The 15,391-nt window shown below is 73.4% G+C and carries 12 protein-coding genes; 7 read left to right on the top strand and 5 right to left on the bottom strand.

Going from position 1 to position 15,391, the window contains the following annotated elements; translation table 11 throughout:
- Positions 1-265: 265 nt before the first annotated feature.
- Positions 266-922 (top strand): transcriptional repressor LexA, encoded by a 657-nt coding sequence (gene lexA / locus FAF44_RS45095; RefSeq protein ID WP_237109601.1) that lies wholly within the window; start codon positions 266-268, stop codon positions 920-922.
- Positions 923-959: 37 nt separating this feature from the next.
- On the opposite strand, the gene FAF44_RS45090 is transcribed toward lexA, so the two are convergent.
- Positions 960-1,628, bottom strand: a complete 669-nt coding sequence (locus tag FAF44_RS45090) for a hypothetical protein (protein WP_237109600.1) — start codon at positions 1,626-1,628, stop codon at positions 960-962.
- 525 nt (positions 1,629-2,153) lie between these two features.
- Between FAF44_RS45090 and FAF44_RS45085 the strand changes: the two genes are divergently transcribed.
- Together FAF44_RS45085 and FAF44_RS45080 are read left to right on the top strand one after the other, a co-directional pair.
- Positions 2,154-2,345 carry a hypothetical protein gene (locus tag FAF44_RS45085; protein WP_237109599.1) on the top strand — a complete coding sequence of 64 codons (192 nt, stop codon included), beginning with the start codon at positions 2,154-2,156 and terminating at the stop codon, positions 2,343-2,345.
- A gap of 13 nt (positions 2,346-2,358) precedes the next feature.
- Entirely contained in the window at positions 2,359-2,535 is a 177-nt protein-coding gene (locus FAF44_RS45080; protein WP_237109598.1) for a hypothetical protein, read from the top strand.
- Between the two features lie 7 nt (positions 2,536-2,542).
- Here FAF44_RS45080 and FAF44_RS45075 read toward each other — a convergent pair whose 3' ends face one another.
- Entirely contained in the window at positions 2,543-3,772 is a 1,230-nt protein-coding gene (locus FAF44_RS45075) for an erythromycin esterase family protein (protein WP_237109597.1), read from the bottom strand.
- Positions 3,773-3,998: 226 nt separating this feature from the next.
- Between FAF44_RS45075 and FAF44_RS45070 the strand changes: the two genes are divergently transcribed.
- Positions 3,999-7,289, top strand: a complete 3,291-nt coding sequence (locus FAF44_RS45070; RefSeq protein ID WP_237109596.1) for a glycoside hydrolase N-terminal domain-containing protein — start codon at positions 3,999-4,001, stop codon at positions 7,287-7,289.
- 179 nt (positions 7,290-7,468) lie between these two features.
- Entirely contained in the window at positions 7,469-9,346 is a 1,878-nt protein-coding gene (locus FAF44_RS45065) for an ABC transporter ATP-binding protein (protein ID WP_237109595.1), read from the top strand.
- A gap of 20 nt (positions 9,347-9,366) precedes the next feature.
- On the opposite strand, the gene FAF44_RS45060 is transcribed toward FAF44_RS45065, so the two are convergent.
- Together FAF44_RS45060 and FAF44_RS45055 are read right to left on the bottom strand one after the other, a co-directional pair.
- On the bottom strand, positions 9,367-10,503 hold the full coding sequence (locus FAF44_RS45060; RefSeq protein ID WP_237109594.1) for a GDSL-type esterase/lipase family protein: 1,137 nt from the start codon (positions 10,501-10,503) through the stop codon (positions 9,367-9,369).
- A 5-nt stretch (positions 10,504-10,508) separates the two neighbouring features.
- Positions 10,509-11,090 carry a TetR/AcrR family transcriptional regulator gene (locus tag FAF44_RS45055; protein ID WP_237109593.1) on the bottom strand — a complete coding sequence of 194 codons (582 nt, stop codon included), beginning with the start codon at positions 11,088-11,090 and terminating at the stop codon, positions 10,509-10,511.
- A gap of 127 nt (positions 11,091-11,217) precedes the next feature.
- On the opposite strand from FAF44_RS45055, the gene FAF44_RS45050 reads away from it, so the two are divergent.
- On the top strand, positions 11,218-12,072 hold the full coding sequence (locus tag FAF44_RS45050; RefSeq protein ID WP_237109592.1) for a class I SAM-dependent methyltransferase: 855 nt from the start codon (positions 11,218-11,220) through the stop codon (positions 12,070-12,072).
- 141 nt (positions 12,073-12,213) lie between these two features.
- Positions 12,214-15,033 carry an AAA family ATPase gene (locus tag FAF44_RS45045; RefSeq protein WP_308193501.1) on the top strand — a complete coding sequence of 940 codons (2,820 nt, stop codon included), beginning with the start codon at positions 12,214-12,216 and terminating at the stop codon, positions 15,031-15,033.
- Positions 15,034-15,086: 53 nt separating this feature from the next.
- Here the strand turns inward: FAF44_RS45045 and FAF44_RS45040 are convergent, their stop codons facing one another.
- Positions 15,087-15,329, bottom strand: coding sequence for a hypothetical protein (locus FAF44_RS45040; protein ID WP_237109590.1), 243 nt, complete (start codon positions 15,327-15,329; stop codon positions 15,087-15,089).
- Positions 15,330-15,391: the final 62 nt, after the last annotated feature.

Genomic DNA, 15,391 nt, shown 5'->3' with positions numbered 1-15,391 from the left:
GTCGGGGAGCCGGAGGAAGCTTCAGGCATGTCGGTTTCTCCTGTCGGTGGAGAGGAGCCGCTCCCTTCGACTGTAGGCACTGTCACGGCGCCCGTCATTCCGTTGCCCGGGGACGGAGCTCGCCGGGGTTCAGCAGGTCTGGAACGCCGCGGCCCACGTGCTGGGTGGTGAGGTTCGAGGTCGTCCTGATCAGGAGGTCATGAGCAGGGCGACGGTCGGTCGAGTGCCGTCACCCCGGCGGGCGCGGGCGTCTAGCATTTCGCGGGTGACCACCTACGATCATGACGAGTTCGAGTACCTGGACGTCTCGGCCCTGCCGCAGCGCCAGCAGCGGATCCTGGCCACGATCCGGGACTGGGTGGCCGGATACGGATACCCGCCGAGCACCCGCGAACTGGGCCGCGCGGTCGGGCTGCGGTCGCCGTCCTCGGTGTCGAAGCACCTCAGGATCCTGGAGGAGCAGGGGTTCCTGCGCCGGAGCACGACGATGACCCGCTCGATCGACGTGCGTCCGTTCCTGCGGCCCACGGCGCCGGAGCGGGCCGGCGACCTGGTCACGGTGCCGGTGGTCGGGGACATCGCGGCGGGCAGTCCCATCCCGGCCGTCGAGCACGTGGAGGACACGCTGACCCTGCCGCGCGACCTCACCGGGCGCGGCACCGTGTTCGGCCTGCGCGTGCGCGGCGACTCGATGATCGACGCGGCCATCTGCGACGGCGACGTCGTCGTGGTGCGCCGCCAGCCCGACGCGTACTCGGGCCAGATCGTCGCCGCGATGATCGACGGTGAGGCCACGGTGAAGGTGTTCCGCCGGCGCGGCGGGCACGTCCTGCTCGAACCGCGCAACCCCGCCTACGACGTCATCGACGGCGACGACGCCGTGGTGCTGGGCATCGTGGTCTCGGTCCTGCGCAGCCTCTGACGGGGGAGCCGGGCGCGGATCCCCCGCCTGCGACGGCTCATTCGTCTCCCGGGCGGGGCTCGGTTTGGATGGGCGCGGGCAGCGGTTTGCCGTACGGGCCGGCGCGTAGCGCCCGCAGGCGCTCGACCGCGCGCGGGTGGCCGTGGTCGGCGGCGAGCTTGTAGTAGAACCTGGCGATGTCGAGCTTGGCCGGGCCCGCCTGCTCGCACCGCTGCCCGTAGGCGTAGGCGTGGTCGGCCGCGAGCGCGACCGGTGGCGGGACGTCCCCCGCGCCCGGATGGCGCTGCCGCCGCGCCACGTGCGTCCAGTAGCGGGCCGCCGGGGACTCACCGGTCAGCACGTGGATGACGGCCAGGCGGTAGGCGGAGTCGGCGTCGCCGTCGGCGGCCCGGCGGACCAGGCGTGCGACGGTTCTGGTGGTGCGCCGTTCGGCCTCCTCGGCGGGGGTCGTGTACAGGTCGTACGAGCCGACGGCGGGCAGGGGCTGCGCGTTCCTGGCCGCGCGCCAGTGGGCCTGCCACTGCGCCACGTCGCCGAGCGCGTACGCCGGCAGGCCGGTCAGCTCGGCGTGGTGGCGGCAGACCATCACGAAGGAGGCGACCACCGACCAGTCGGGCAGGCGTTCCCGCTTGCCGTTGAGAATGTCGTTCAGCGTGCTCGGCGGCAGTTCCTTGGGGATTCCCTGCGCGCGTGACAATCGGTGCATCTGGGAATAGCTCGGCTGGCCGGCCGATTCCCGCAGCTCTATGAGCGCCTCGATGAAGGCGGAATGTGCTCCTGCCATATGAGTGTCAGCCATCGTCCTTGGTGGTCGGGTCGAATGTGGTGCGGCCTGAGGTGGTGCAGCCTGAGGTGGTGCAGCCTGAGGTGGTGGGGCCTCAGGTGGTGCAGCCGAGGGGGTGCGTCGAGGCGGGCCGGCTGGTTCCGTCATGGTTTCAGAAACTGATTCACGATCCGGGTCACTTCGCAAATCCCATCTCATCCGGTATCTCTGGTCACTTCTGCTGATCGTTGATCCATACGGCCCGAAAATGGCGGTCGACACGTTGCCGGATAAGTCCGGATGAATCCGGATGATTGCGGATGAGTTAGAGGGTTTAGGCATGGGCCGGTCGTGCCATCGGTCTTGTTCGGCGACGTCCGAGCCCGTGTGGATCGCTGGCAGGCGACGGCCCCGCGGACCCATGGTTGGCCGCATCAACCCCGACCGCTCTCCGGAGGCCACCGTCCCATGCCGTTGTTCACGTCGCGTCCGCCGAGCATCGCGTACCGCGCCGACGCGCCCTGCCCGGCCGACGAGCGGCTGCTCGTCACGCTCGTGACGACCTGGGTGCTCGCGACGGGACGCACTCCGCCCGCCGCCCGCCCCGGCGACCTCACCCCCGAAGAGCTCATCGACTTCTGGGCCGACGACCGCATCTGAAGGAAGACGACCGATGTTCAGCACCAGCCAGTTGCTCACGCTCACCTTGACGATCATGATCGCCGCGATCACGTGCGCGCTCGTCCTGGCCGCCGGAGCGGCGTGGCCGCACGCCCTGCTCAGCGGCGGAGGCGCGGGCGGCGCGACGCTGGCGGCCCTGCCCAAGCTGCTGGGCAGGCGCGACCCATAGCCCGGCCTCAGGACGGGCGGCCGGTCTCCGGCGGCAACGGCGTGGAGCAGGTGGCCCGCGCCACGAAGGCGAGCCCGTCGAACTCGTCCCCGAGCACCGACGGCATGAACGCGAACGGCGCGGTGAACCGCCCGGCGACGGCGCCGAACGCCCGCAGGTGGCTGGTGGCGGCCAGCCACTCGGCCACGGGCCGGGGGCGATCCCCGCCGCGCAGGTCCACCAGGTAGTCGCCGGGCCTGGCGGCGGCCAGGCGCGCCTCCACCACGCGCGTGGCCCTGGCGGGCGGGACGCGGAACCTCCTGGGCCCGCCCCGGACGATCCGGCCGAACCGCGACCGGTGGGCGCGGAAGCCGCCCCGCCCGAACAGCGCCCCGAGCGCGTAGTAGGCCGCGCCGTGCTCCCGCGCCAGGTGCCGGCCCATGGCGGGGACGTGTCCGCCGCTGTGGGCGCCCTTCGTGACGTGGCCGTTGTGCGCCCACAGCGCGATCCTGGCGCCGGGGTCGGCGGCGAGCAGGAGGCTCACGTTGGCGGCCATGTGGCGGTCGCGGGCGACGCCGAGCGTGCGCTCGGGGTCGGCATGCGCGAAGGGCCGGGTGCACAGGTCGGCGAACTGCCGGACGATCCTGGCGGGCTCGCGGGCCTGCTCCGGGCCGTACGCGGCGACGTGCTCCTCCAGCCGCCGCGCGTCCGCCAGGACCTGCGGGCCGGTGGGTTCGCGGCCGGGGCCCCAGCGGGTCACGGCGAGCACGTCGAGGGGGCCGAGCAGGTCGCGGCCGGCCGCGTCCAGGCAGCGCCGCAGCGCGCGCAGCGCGGCGCCGGGGTGTTGCGGATCGACCCCGGCGAAGCGCACGGGACGGGCGGCGGTGCGGTTGTGCTCGCGCAGCCGCTCGATCACGGTGAGCATCTCCGCCGTGTCCAGCGTCCAGAACCCGAGCCCCGCCAGCGCCGTACGGGCGTCGCCCACGCCGGTGCGCACGTAGTCGTCCACGGCCAGGGCCGCCGCCGCGCTGGCCTCGATCGCCAGCGTGGTGAAGCCGAGCTCCTTGATGAGGAACTCCGTCACCCGCCACCTGAGCAGGAAGAACTCCGCGCTGCCGTGCGTGGCCTCACCGAGGCCCACCACGCGGCTCCCGCCGAGTACGGCCCGCAGCGGCGCGAGGTCCGCCGGTCCGCGATCCGGTTCCAGCCCGCCGAGCGGGATCGCCCGCCCGGACAACCATGCGTTCACCTCGTCCATGAAGGACATCCTCCAATGTTGACGACCCGCAGGTGGTCGGAGGTGTCCGGCGGTTCTGCGGGGTCCGCCCGCTGGACGTACGACCGGCGGCGCACCTCGAAACATCGGATGGGAAGTCTTGTTACGTCCTGGTTTCGATGCTATCTCCTAGGATCAAGGCTTCATGTGATCGGAGGAATCCGTGCCACACCCCCCAAGGCGACGGTTCAGCAGTGCCCTGATCGTCGTGTTCGCACTCGCCGCCGGCCTGTCCGCACCCCAGCAGGCCGCCGCCACCGCACCCGAGACACCCGATGACTTGACCCTCTGGTACGACCGTCCCGCCACCGACTGGGAGACCCAGGCCCTGCCCATCGGCAACGGCCCCCTGGGGGCGATGGTGTTCGGCGGCGTCGCGTCCGAGCAGCTCCAGTTCAACGAGAAGACGTTGTGGACCGGCGGCCCCGGCGTCGCCGGCTACGACCACGGCAACTGGAAGACCCCGCGGCCCGGCGCCATCGACCAGGTGCAGCAGCAGATCGACCGCGACGGCAGGATGACGCCGAACGACGTGGCCGCCAAGCTGGGCCAGCCCAAGACCGGGTTCGGCGCGTACCAGACGTTCGGCGACCTGTTCCTCGACCTCGCCGACCCGCCCCAGAACCCGACCGGCTACCGCCGCGAGCTGAACCTGCGCGAGGCAGTGGCCCGCGTCGGCTACACGGCGGACGGCGTGCGGTACTCGCGCGAGTACTTCGCCGGCAATCCCGGCAACGTGATCGCCGGCCGGCTCTCGGCCGACCAGGGCGGGAAGGTGTCGTTCACGCTGCGGCACACCTCGCCGCGCAACGACAAGACCGTCACCGCCTCCGGAGGCCGGCTCACCATCCGCGGTCAGCTCAGTGACAACAAGATGCGGTTCGAGGCCCAGGTGCAGGTGATCACCGAGGGCGGCACCCGTACGGACGCCGGGGACCGGATCACCGTCACCGGGGCCGACAGCGCCGTTTTCGTGCTGTCGGCCGGCACCGACTACTCCGACGCCTACCCCACCTACCGCGGCGACGACCCGCACGCCAGGGTGAGCGCGGCTGTGGACGCCGCCGCGGCCCGCGGCTACGACGAACTGCGGCGCGCGCACGTCGCCGACTACCGCGAACTGTTCGACCGGGTGAAGCTGGACCTCGGCGGCACCGTCCCGGCGATCCCCACCGACCAGCTCCGCAGGACCTACACCGGCGGCGGCGCGGCCTCCGACCGGGCGCTGGAGGCGCTGTTCTTCGCCTACGGCCGCTACCTGCTCATCTCCTCCTCACGGGAGAACGACGTGCTCCCGGCCAACCTCCAGGGCGTGTGGAACAACTCCACCAGCCCGCCCTGGTCGGCCGACTACCACGTCAACATCAACCTGCAGATGAACTACTGGCCGGCCGAGCAGACCAACCTGCACGAGACCACCGCGCCCTACGACCGGTACATCACCTCGCTGGTCGCGCCCGGCCGCCAGACCGCCCAGCAGATGTACGGGGCCCGCGGCTGGGTCGTCAACAACGAGACCAACCCGTTCGGCTTCACCGGCGTGCACACCTACGCCAGCTCCTTCTGGTTCCCCGAGGCCGCCGCCTGGACCACCCAGCACCTGTACGACACCTACCGCTTCACCGGCGACACCGCCTACCTGCGCGAGACCGCGTACCCGGTGATCAAGGGGGCGGCGGAGTTCTGGCTGGACTTCCTGCACACCGACCCGCGCGACGGCAAGCTGGTCGTGTCCCCGAGCTACTCGCCCGAGCACGGCGACTTCTCGGCCGGCGCGTCGATGTCGCAGCAGATCGTCCGCGAGGTGTTCGCCAACGCCCTGGCCGCGGCCGAGAAGCTGCAGGTGGACGCGGGCTTCCGGGCCGAGGTGAGCGCGGCCCTGGCCAAGCTGGACCCGGGCCTGCGCGTCGGCTCCTGGGGGCAGCTCCAGGAGTGGAAGAGCGACTGGGACTCCAAGACCGACACCCACCGGCACGTCTCCCACCTGTACGCCCTGCACCCGGGCAACCAGATCCGGCCCGGCACACCGGAGGCCGCGGCGGCCGAGGTGTCGCTGGCCGCGCGCGGTGACGGCGGCACCGGCTGGTCCAAGGCCTGGAAGATCAACTTCTGGGCGCGGCTGCTGGACGGCGACCACGCCCACAAGATGCTCGCCGAGCAGCTCAAGTCCTCCACGCTGGACAACCTGTGGGACACCCACCCGCCGTTCCAGATCGACGGCAACTTCGGCGCCACCTCCGGCGTCGCCGAGATGCTCGTGCAGAGCCAGCACGACGTGGTGCACGTGCTGCCCGCCCTGCCGTCCACCTGGAAGGACGGCTCGGTGACGGGCCTGCGCGCCCGCGGCGACGTGACCGTGGACGCCTCCTGGAAGGACGGCGCCCCCGACACCGTCACCGTGCACCCGGGCAGGAGCGGCCCCCTCAAGGTCAGGTCGCCGTTCGTCGCCGGCCGCTACCGCGTCCTCGACGAGCGTGGCCAGGAGGTCGGCGCGCGGCGCGACGGCGACACGCTGAGCTGGACCGCCCGCGCGGGCGCGGCGTACACGATCCGGAACGAGGCCGCCGTCACCCTGCGGGCCCCCGACACCGCCACGCCCGGCGCCCCGTTCCAGGCCGAGGTGGTCGTCGCCGCCACCGGCCGCAGGTCGGTGCCCGCCTCCGACGTGACGCTCACCGTGCCGCAGGGCTGGACGGCCCAGCCCGCCACCCGCCACCTGGCGGGCGTGGCCCCCGGCGGGTCGCGCACCGCGGCCTTCACCGTCACACCCGGACCGGCCGACGGCTCGCGCCGGGCGGTGCTGGCCGCGTCGGTCGCCGGCGACTCCTGGACGGGCGCGGCCGGCGCGGTGCTCGCCGTGGAGCCGTGCGCCCCCGCGCCGTCCGGGGCGGTCCTGGTCGCCTGGGACCCGAGGGAGGGCGGTACGGTCGCCGACTCCTCGGGCAACGGACGGCACGCCACCGTCGCCGGAGGCGCCGCCTCCTACGACGCCACCGCCCCGTCGGGCAGCGGGCTGACGCTCGACGGCGACACCTACCTGACCACCGCGGACACCACGCTCGGGCTGGTGCGGGAGGCCACGTTCGCGGCCGAGGTCAAGGTGGGCGGCAGCGGCTACCGGCGGCTGTTCGACTCGCAGCCGTCCGGCGACCCCGGCACCACCGGCGTGCTCATCGACGTCACCCCGAGCAACACGGTGCGCTTCATCGGCGCGGGCGCGAACGTCACCCTGAACGCCACGCTGCCCACCGGCCGCTGGCTCGACGTCGTGGTCACCCTCGACCGGACCGGCGCGCTCGCCCTCTACGTGGACGGCGAGCGCAAGGCCACCGGCCAGGTCACCGCCGACGGCATCACCGGCTGCGCCGCCCGCCCGCTGCGCTTCGGCGCCGACCAGGGCGGCGGCCAGCGCCTGACCGGCGGCGTGGACCGCGCCGCCATCCTGTCCAGGGCGCTGCCCGCCGGCGAGATCGGCACCTGGCGCGACCTGGCCTTCTGACCGGCCGCACGATCCCCCTCCGTCGAGCGCCGCACCGGTGGTGAGCCGGTGCGGCGCTCGCGGGGGTGCGCGCGACCGCGCCGCAGGGGGAGCGGTCCCCGGAAAATCAGTCGCCCCCCGCACACGCCCTGCGGCAGCATGACGACGGCGAGTGTCTGCGTTTCGTTCGGGGAGGGCGGATGACTGTGCTCGAAACGCGCGAGGGCCCCGGCGACGGTCCTTCCGTACGAAAACCGGCCGTCCTGCTGGTTCTGCGTTACTACTTCGGTGAGCTGAGACGCCAGTGGCGGGTCGCCACGCCCGCGCTGATCCTGCCGGCGGTGGGCAACGTCTGCCTGTTCTACCTGGCGCCGCTGGCGGTGGCCGGGGTCGTCGGGCACCTGGCCGGCGGCGGTGACGGCTCCGCCGACGCGATGCTGCCGTACGTGCTGGCCTTCGGCGGCCTGCTGCTGGCGGGCGAGGCGCTGTGGCGGGTCGGCCTGCACTTCCTCAACCGCACCGACGCCCGCGGCATCGAGCGGCTCGGCGTGCTCGGCATGGACGAACTGCTCGGCAAGGACGCCGCGTTCTTCCACGACAACTTCGCCGGCTCGCTGACCAAGCGGGTGCTGAGCTTCTCCGGCAGGTTCGAGGAGTTCGTCGACACGCTCACCTTCTCGATCATGGCGAAGCTGGTGCCGCTGGCCTTCGCGTCGGTGGTGTTATGGCGCTACGACCCGCTGCTGGTCATCGTGCTGATCGGGCTCATCGTCGTGACCGCGCTGGTCGTCGCCCCGCTCATCCGCCGCCGCCAGGCGCTGGTGGACCAGCGGGAGGCCGCCAAGGTGCATGTGTCGGGCCACGTGGCGGACGTGCTGGCCAACATGGACACCGTCCGGGCGTTCGCCGCCGAGGACCGCGAGGCCACCGAGCACCGGGTCAGGACCGCCGAGCAGGCCCGGCTGACGTTACGCTCCTGGGACTACAGCAACCTCAGGGTGGACACCATCGTCTCCCCGCTGTCGGTCCTCACCAGCGCCGTCGGCCTGCTGCTCGCCGTGGCGCTGCGCGGGGGCCTGGGCGTGGAGGCCATCGTGGTGACGTTCACGTACTACTCCAACACGATCAACATCATGTTCGAGTTCAACCAGATCTACCGGCGGCTGGAGAGCACGCTCACCGAGGCCGCCCAGTTCACCGAGTTGCTGCTCGATCCGCCCACCGTGCTGGACCCGCCCGACCCGCAGCCGCTGCGCCCGGCCGACGCGGGCGTGCGCTTCGAGCGGGTGCGCTTCTCCTACAGCGGCGGCCGGCCCCTGTTCGACGGCCTCGACCTCGACATCCCCAGCGGCTCCAAGATCGGGCTGGTCGGCCAGTCGGGCGGCGGCAAGAGCACGCTCACCCGGCTGCTGCTGCGGCTGATGGACATCGACGCGGGCCGCATCCTGATCGGCGGCCAGGACATCTCCCGCCTGCGCCAGGCCGACGTGCGCGGCCTCATCGCGTACGTGCCGCAGGAGCCGGCCATGTTCCACCGGACGCTCCGCGACAACATCGCCTTCGCCCGGCCGGGCGCCACCGAGGCCGAGATCCTCCAGGCGGCGCGGGCCGCGCACGTCATGGAGTTCGCCGAGGCCCTGCCCGACGGGTTCGACACGCTGGTGGGCGAGCGCGGCGTCAAGCTCTCCGGCGGCCAGCGGCAGCGCCTGGCCCTGGCCCGCGCCATCCTGCGCGACGCCCCGATCCTGCTGCTGGACGAGGCCACCAGCGCCCTCGACTCCGAGAGCGAGCTCCTCGTCCAGGAGGCGCTGTGGCGTCTGATGCAGGACCGCACCGCGATCGTGGTCGCCCACCGCCTGAGCACGGTCGTGCGCATGGACCGGCTCGTCGTGCTCAACCGGGGCAACGTCGTCGAGCAGGGCACGCACGGCGAACTGCTCAAGGCCCACGGCCCGTACGCCCGGCTGTGGCGGCACCAGTCGGGCGGCTTCCTGGTGGACGACGACCCGGATGGCAACCCGGGGCACGACCCGGGCGACGCCCTCGCCGGGGCTCGCGACACCATGCTCGACCGCTGAGGGGGTGTCGCGAGCGCCGGTCAGAAGGCCAGCCGGGCGAACCGCTCGCCGATGCGGCGGTGGGTGGCGGCGTCCGGGTGGAGCCCGTCGGGCAGCGGCAGCTCCGCGTGGTCGGCCGGGCCGTAGAGGTCGCGGCCGTCGAGGTAGCGCAGGTGCGGGTCGTCGGCCGAGCGCCGCTCGACGATGCGGGCCAGCTCGTCGCGGATGACGGTCAGCGTCAGCTTCCCGGCGGCGCGCTCGGCGGGGTCGCCGGTGGCGCGGAAGCGCAGCTCTCCGGTGGCGAGCGCGTCCATGTCGAACGCGCAGGGGCCCGGGGTGTCCTCGTGGATGGGGCAGTGGATCGGCGAGACGACCAGCAGCGGCGCGGTCGGGTGCCCCTCGCGGACGGTGTCGAGGAAGCCGTGCACCGCGGGCCCGAACGCCCGCAGCCGCATCAGGTCGGCGTTGACCACGTTGATGCCGATCTTGACGGAGATGACGTCGGCGGGGGTGTCCCGCATGGCGCGGGCGGTGAACGGGTCGAGCAGGGCGCTGCCGCCCAGGCCGAGGTTGATCAGCTCCAGCCCGGCGAGGGAGGCGGCCAGCGCGGGCCAGGTGGTGGTGGGGCTCTCGGCGTTGGAGCCGTGGCTGATCGAGCTGCCGTGGTGCAGCCACACCTTGCGCCCGCGGTCGGGGACGGGTTCGACGGGGGCGTCCGTGCGCAGTGCGACGAGCTCGGTGGTCTCGTTGTGCGGCAGCCAGATCTCGACGTCCTTCGCCCGATCGGGCAGGCCGGTGAAGCGCACGGTGCCGACCGGGCCTGGCCGGCTCTCGGTGGAGCCGGTGGCCAGGTCGACGGTGATCGTGTCGCCGTCGGTCAGGTGGGCCTGGGCGGTCAGGTGGCCGTCGATGAGCAGGTCGTACACGCCGTCGGGACGGGGCGGCGCGCCCAGGTAGACGCGCTTGGTGGGCACCGTGTCCAGCTCGACTGCGCCGGCCCGGGTGCGGAAGGCCAGCCGTACGCCGGAGGGCTGCGACTCGGCCATGACGAGCTGGGGGTCGGCGCACTGGGCGCGGGCGCGGGCGGGCAGCCGGTGCGGCAGCAGGCCGCGTTCGGTGCGTTCCAGGTCGAGGGCGCCGCGCAGCAGGTCGCCGGTGATCGGGGTGGTGATGTGCATGGGTGTCAACCGTTCGTCTCGCGTGCGGGCCAGTTGCGCAGCAGCGCGTCGAGGGCGTCGATGGTCCGTGACCAGGTCTCTTGCGTGTCGGGGGCGCTGTGGCTGAACCCGCCGCCCAGCTCCAGGCTGACGTAGCCGTGGAAGACGCTGCCCAGCAGCCGGACCGCGTGGGTGCGGTCCGGCTCCGCCAGGTCGTAGCCGCGCAGGATCGCCCGTGTCATCTGCGCGTGCCGGACCCCGGCGCTGGCGGCGGCCGTCTCCGGGTCGAGCCTGAGCTGGGCGGCGGCGTAGCGGCCCGGATGCTCGTGGGCGTAGTCGCGGTAGACGTCGGCGAAGGCGGCCAGCGCGTCTTTGCCGGACCGTCCGGCCAGGGCTTCGGCGGCCCGGTCGGCCATCTCCTCCAGGGCGAGCAGGGCGATCCTGGTCTTGAGGTCGTGGGAGCTCTTCAGGTGCGTGTACAGGCTCGCCACCTTCACGTCGAACCGCCTGGCCACGGCCGAGACCGTCACCTGCTCGAAGCCGACCTCGTCGGCCAGCTCCGCGCCCGCTCGTACCAGGCGCTCCGTGGTCAGTCCAGCGCGTGCCATGACCCTTCCTTCATTAGCCGTAAGCCATTATGAAGTTTCCTAAAGCCTTTAGGCAAATCGGGTCGCGTTCTTGCCGTATAAGCAAGAGTGTCTGTCCCATGAGCATGAGGCGCCTAGCGTGGACGGCATGCACACTCACCACCACCACGACCACCACTCCCACCACGACGCCGACTCCGGGCTGGCCGACCAACTCGACCTCGACGCCCGTCTCACCGGCCCGTACCTGGGCGAGCTGACCGGCTGGCTGTGGGGGCTCGCCCCCGCGCAGCCGCGACGGGTCGCCGACCTCGGGGCCGGCACCGGAGCCCACACCCTGGAACTGGCCCGGCGCTTCCCCCAGGCCGAGATCGTCGCCGTGGACAACTCCGCGGTGATGCTCGACCGCATCCGCGCGGCGGCCCGCGAGCAGGGCGCGGCCGACCGGCTCCGCCTCGTCCAGGCCGACCTGGACGCCGGCTGGCCGCCCGTCGGCGCGGTGGACGTCGTGTGGGCGGCCTCGTCCCTGCACCACGTCGCCGACCCCGACCGGCTGCTCCGCGACGCCCATGCGGCGCTGAACCCCGGCGGCCTGCTGGCGGTCATCGAGATGGACGGGCTGCCCCGCTTCCTGCCCGACGACCCCCGCCTCGCCCGTCCCGGACTGGAGGAGCGCTGCCGCGCGGCCGCCGCCCAGGCGGGCTGGAACGCCTACCCGGACTGGACGCCCCACCTGGAACGGGCCGGTTTCACCGGGGTCGAGCGGCGCGAGTTCGCCATCGAGGCGGACCCCGCGCCGCCCGGCGCCGCCCGCTACGCGCACGTCGTGCTGAGCCGCTACCGCGCCGCCCTCGACGGCCGCCTGCCCGCCGACGACCTCGACGCCCTCGGCCGGCTGCTCGCCGACGGCCGGCCCGACGCCGTGCTGCACCGCCGCGACCTGGTGCTGCGCGTCGGCCGGACCGCCTGGGCGGCCAGCCGCGAGGAGCCGCCGACCCCGTGAGCCCGACCGGCGCTCATGCCGGATTCACGGATTTTCACCCGATCGCATGATCACCCGTTGACCGAGCAGACCCACGGGATAGATATGGATCAGGCGAGCTAGCCGTGGCCGGCGAAGGTCGTAAGCGCTCTGTGGGGAGACGTGCACGTGTTGGTGACCCGGCGTCCGTTGGTCGGCCGCAGCGCCGAATCATCGCACCTGTCGAACTTGCTGGATGGGCGGGACCAGGCGGTCTTCGTGCTGATGTCCGGCGACCCGGGAATCGGCAAGACCCGCATGCTCGGGGCGTTCGCCGAGCTCGCCCGGGAAAGGGGCATCCCCGTGCTGTCGGGACGGGCCACCGAGTTCGAGCGCAGCGCCCCCTTCGGCATCCTGCTCGACTGCCTCGCCGACGGCGACCGGTACGCCAACCTGGCCCGTACGCTCGACCGCCTGCGCGCCCTGTTATCCGCCGAGGCCGGCTCGGCGTCGGGGCCGGACGCCGGGCTGGCCGGGCTCGGCCGGCACCGCACCCACCGCGCCGTGCGCAACCTCGTCGGCCAGGTCGTCGAGCACACCCCCGTCCTCATCCTGCTGGACGACGTGCAGTGGGCCGACGACGCCTCCAACGAGCTGATCGACTACCACATCAGGCACCCCCCGGACGGCGGCATGATCGTGGTGCTCGCCTACCGCACCGGCGGCCTGCCGGCCGCGTTCTCCTCCTCGCTCACCTCACGGGCGGTCGTGAACCTCCCCCTCGGCCCGCTGTCGGCGGACGAGGCCGACACCCTGCTCGCCAAGGACGTCTCCCGCCCCCGGCGCCGCCGGCTCTACGAGCGCAGCGGCGGCAACCCGCTCTTCCTGGAGATCCTCGCCACGCTGCCGGAGGCCCCCGCCGACGACCTGCTCGCCGCCGCCGGGAACCGCGGCGGGACCAGCGCCATCGACCGGCTCATCGTGGCCGAACTCGCCGGGCTCGGCCCCACCCACCGGCTGGTGGCCCAGGCGGGGGCGGTCGCGGGCGACGGCATGGACACCGCGCTCGTGGCCGCCGTCGCCGCGCTCGACCCCGGCACGGTGGAACCGGCCCTGGACGAGCTGGTCAGGCGCAACGTGCTGGGCTCGGGGGAGCGGGCGCTCATGTTCCGGCACCCGCTGGTGCGCACCGCCGCGTACCGGATGGCGGGCCCCTCGTGGCGGGCCGCGGCGCACCGCCGGGCGGCGGAGCACCTGCGGGCGTGCGGCGCCTCCCACGTCGCCTGCGCGGTGCACATGGAGCACGCGATCCGCCTCGGCGACGTCGAGGGCGCCGAACTGCTCGTCTCGGCGGCCATCGCGGTCGCCGGCAATGCCCCCGCGACGGCGGCCCGGTGGTTCCGCGCCGCCCTCGACGCGCTCCCCGCCGGCGACCGTCCGGAGCGCCGGGCGTACGTGCGCATGTCGCTGGCCGCCGCGCTCGGCGTGTCCGGCCGGCTGGAGGAGAGCCGGACGCTGCTGCACGAGATCGTCTGGGTGGACGGCGGCCACCAGGGCCGGGCCGTCGAGATGTTGTCCATGATGGAACGGGCGCTCGGGCGGCTGGACGAGGCGCGGGCGGTGCTGACCGCCGAACTGGCGAAGGCCGGGCCCGACGACCCCGGCGGCCGGGCCACGCTCCTGACCGAACTGGCCGGCACCGACCTGCTGGAGGGACGCTGGCAGTCGGCCGCCGAGAACGCCGCGCTCACCCTCGACCTCACCCAGGGGCAGGCCCGGGGGCGGGTACGTCCGGGCGTGCCCGTCTCGGCCGTCACGCTGCTGGCCGTCGCCAGGATCTACCGGTGCGACTTCGCGGCCGGGTACCGCCTGCTCGACCAGGCCAAGGCGATGATCGACGCGCTCACCGACCGGGAGCTGTGCGACGACCTCGACATCGTGGCGCCGCTCGCGTGGGGCGAGTACCTCGTGGACCGGCACGGCGACGCCCTCGAACACCTGGCCAGGGGGCTGCGGATCGCGCGCGACCACGGCCGCGACTACGTCGTCCCGCTGATGTACGCGGCGCGCGTCATGGTCCGCTCCGAGCTGGGCGAGGTCGAGGGCGCGCTCGCCGACGCGGAGGAGGCGGAGGAGATCGCCCGGCACCTGGGCAGCGCCGAGATGCTCGCCTTCGCCCACACCGTCAAGTCCCGGCCGTTGTTGTGGCGGGCCGGGCCCGAGGCCGCCGTGCCGCTGATCGAGGAGGTGCACCGCGGGCCCGGGATGCGCTCGGCCTGGTGGCGGACGATCGCCGACGAGGTCACTTCCGACGTGCTCATGTCCGCCGGCCGCGCCCAGGCGTGCCGCGAGTTCCTGGCCGCCCGCGTGCCCGACGACCCCGTCGGACTCGGGCCCGGGGCCGCCGCGGTCTTCGCCCGCCGCTCGCGCGCCGAGGCGGAGCGCGGTGACCTGACGGCGGCCACACGGTGGCACGAGCGGGCGTCCGCCGTCGTCGCCCTGGGCGCGCCGCCCGCCCGGTCGGCCTCCGTGGCGGAGGCCGGGGCCGTGCTGGCGATGTCGGCGGGCCCCGGCGACGGGGCCGGGGCGGCGGCGCGGGAGGCCGTGGAGTCGTTCGTCGCGGCCGGGCTGCCCGTCGCCGAGGGGCTCGCCCGCCGGGTGCTCGCCGACGTCCACCGGCACGAGGGCGACGTACGCGCGGCGCGCGAGCAGCTCGGACGGGCCGAGGAGCTGTTCGCGCGGTGCGGCGCCACCTGGCTGGCGGCCCAGACCGGCGAACGGCGGCAGCCCCTGGAACCCGGCGAGCCCCTGTCCCGGCGCGAGCGGCAGATCGTCGGGCTCGTCTCCGAGGGCCTGACGAACCGGCAGATCGGCGAGCGGCTGTTCCTCAGCCCGCGGACCGTCGAGACCCATCTGGCCCGCGTCTTCCGCAAGCTCGGGGTGAACACGCGGGCCGCCCTGGTCCGCCGGGTGACCGGCTGGGACCAGGGCGGGGCGGGCTGAGCTCGGGGCGCATCTGGGCGTTTCGGGGCGTTTCGGGGTCAGGGGGTTTCGGGTCAGGGGGAGCAGTACGGCATGTACAGGGCGCTGAGCACGCACCGGGCCTCGGAGGTGTAGCCGACGCAGCAGCCCGCGGTGGCCAGGTGCTGCGTGCCGTCCAGCGCCCGGCCGCTCGTCCCGGCCTCGACCAGGCGGGTCACCTCCGCGTCGAGGTCGCCCGCCGGGTGCGGGGCGGGCCGGCCGTGCGCGTACCGGTGGATCGGGTCCTTCCACGATCGGACGAGGTCGTCGCTCGACATGCGCGGTCTCCTTCGGACGGGGTCAGCGGTGCGGACGGGCGGGTGAACGGTCTTGCTGGGGT

The sequence above is a fragment of the Nonomuraea sp. MG754425 genome (assembly GCF_021699195.1).
In the GTDB taxonomy this organism is placed as follows: Bacteria; Actinomycetota; Actinomycetes; order Streptosporangiales; family Streptosporangiaceae; genus Nonomuraea.
Note: the sequence above shows the minus strand (reverse complement) of the source record. Positions and strands in the feature narration are given on the sequence as shown.

Bases quoted from the DNA above. Each gene is read 5' to 3' on its own strand.
- FAF44_RS45090 (WP_237109600.1), bottom strand. From the start codon at position 1,628: ATGCACCGATTGTCACGCGCGCAGGGAATCCCCAAGGAACTGCCGCCG.
- FAF44_RS45085 (WP_237109599.1), top strand. From the start codon at position 2,154: ATGCCGTTGTTCACGTCGCGTCCGCCGAGCATCGCGTACCGCGCCGAC.
- FAF44_RS45080 (WP_237109598.1), top strand. From the start codon at position 2,359: ATGTTCAGCACCAGCCAGTTGCTCACGCTCACCTTGACGATCATGATC.
- FAF44_RS45075 (WP_237109597.1), bottom strand. From the start codon at position 3,772: ATGGACGAGGTGAACGCATGGTTGTCCGGGCGGGCGATCCCGCTCGGC.
- FAF44_RS45065 (WP_237109595.1), top strand. From the start codon at position 7,469: ATGACTGTGCTCGAAACGCGCGAGGGCCCCGGCGACGGTCCTTCCGTA.
- FAF44_RS45060 (WP_237109594.1), bottom strand. From the start codon at position 10,503: ATGCACATCACCACCCCGATCACCGGCGACCTGCTGCGCGGCGCCCTC.
- FAF44_RS45055 (WP_237109593.1), bottom strand. From the start codon at position 11,090: ATGGCACGCGCTGGACTGACCACGGAGCGCCTGGTACGAGCGGGCGCG.
- FAF44_RS45050 (WP_237109592.1), top strand. From the start codon at position 11,218: ATGCACACTCACCACCACCACGACCACCACTCCCACCACGACGCCGAC.
- FAF44_RS45040 (WP_237109590.1), bottom strand. From the start codon at position 15,329: ATGTCGAGCGACGACCTCGTCCGATCGTGGAAGGACCCGATCCACCGG.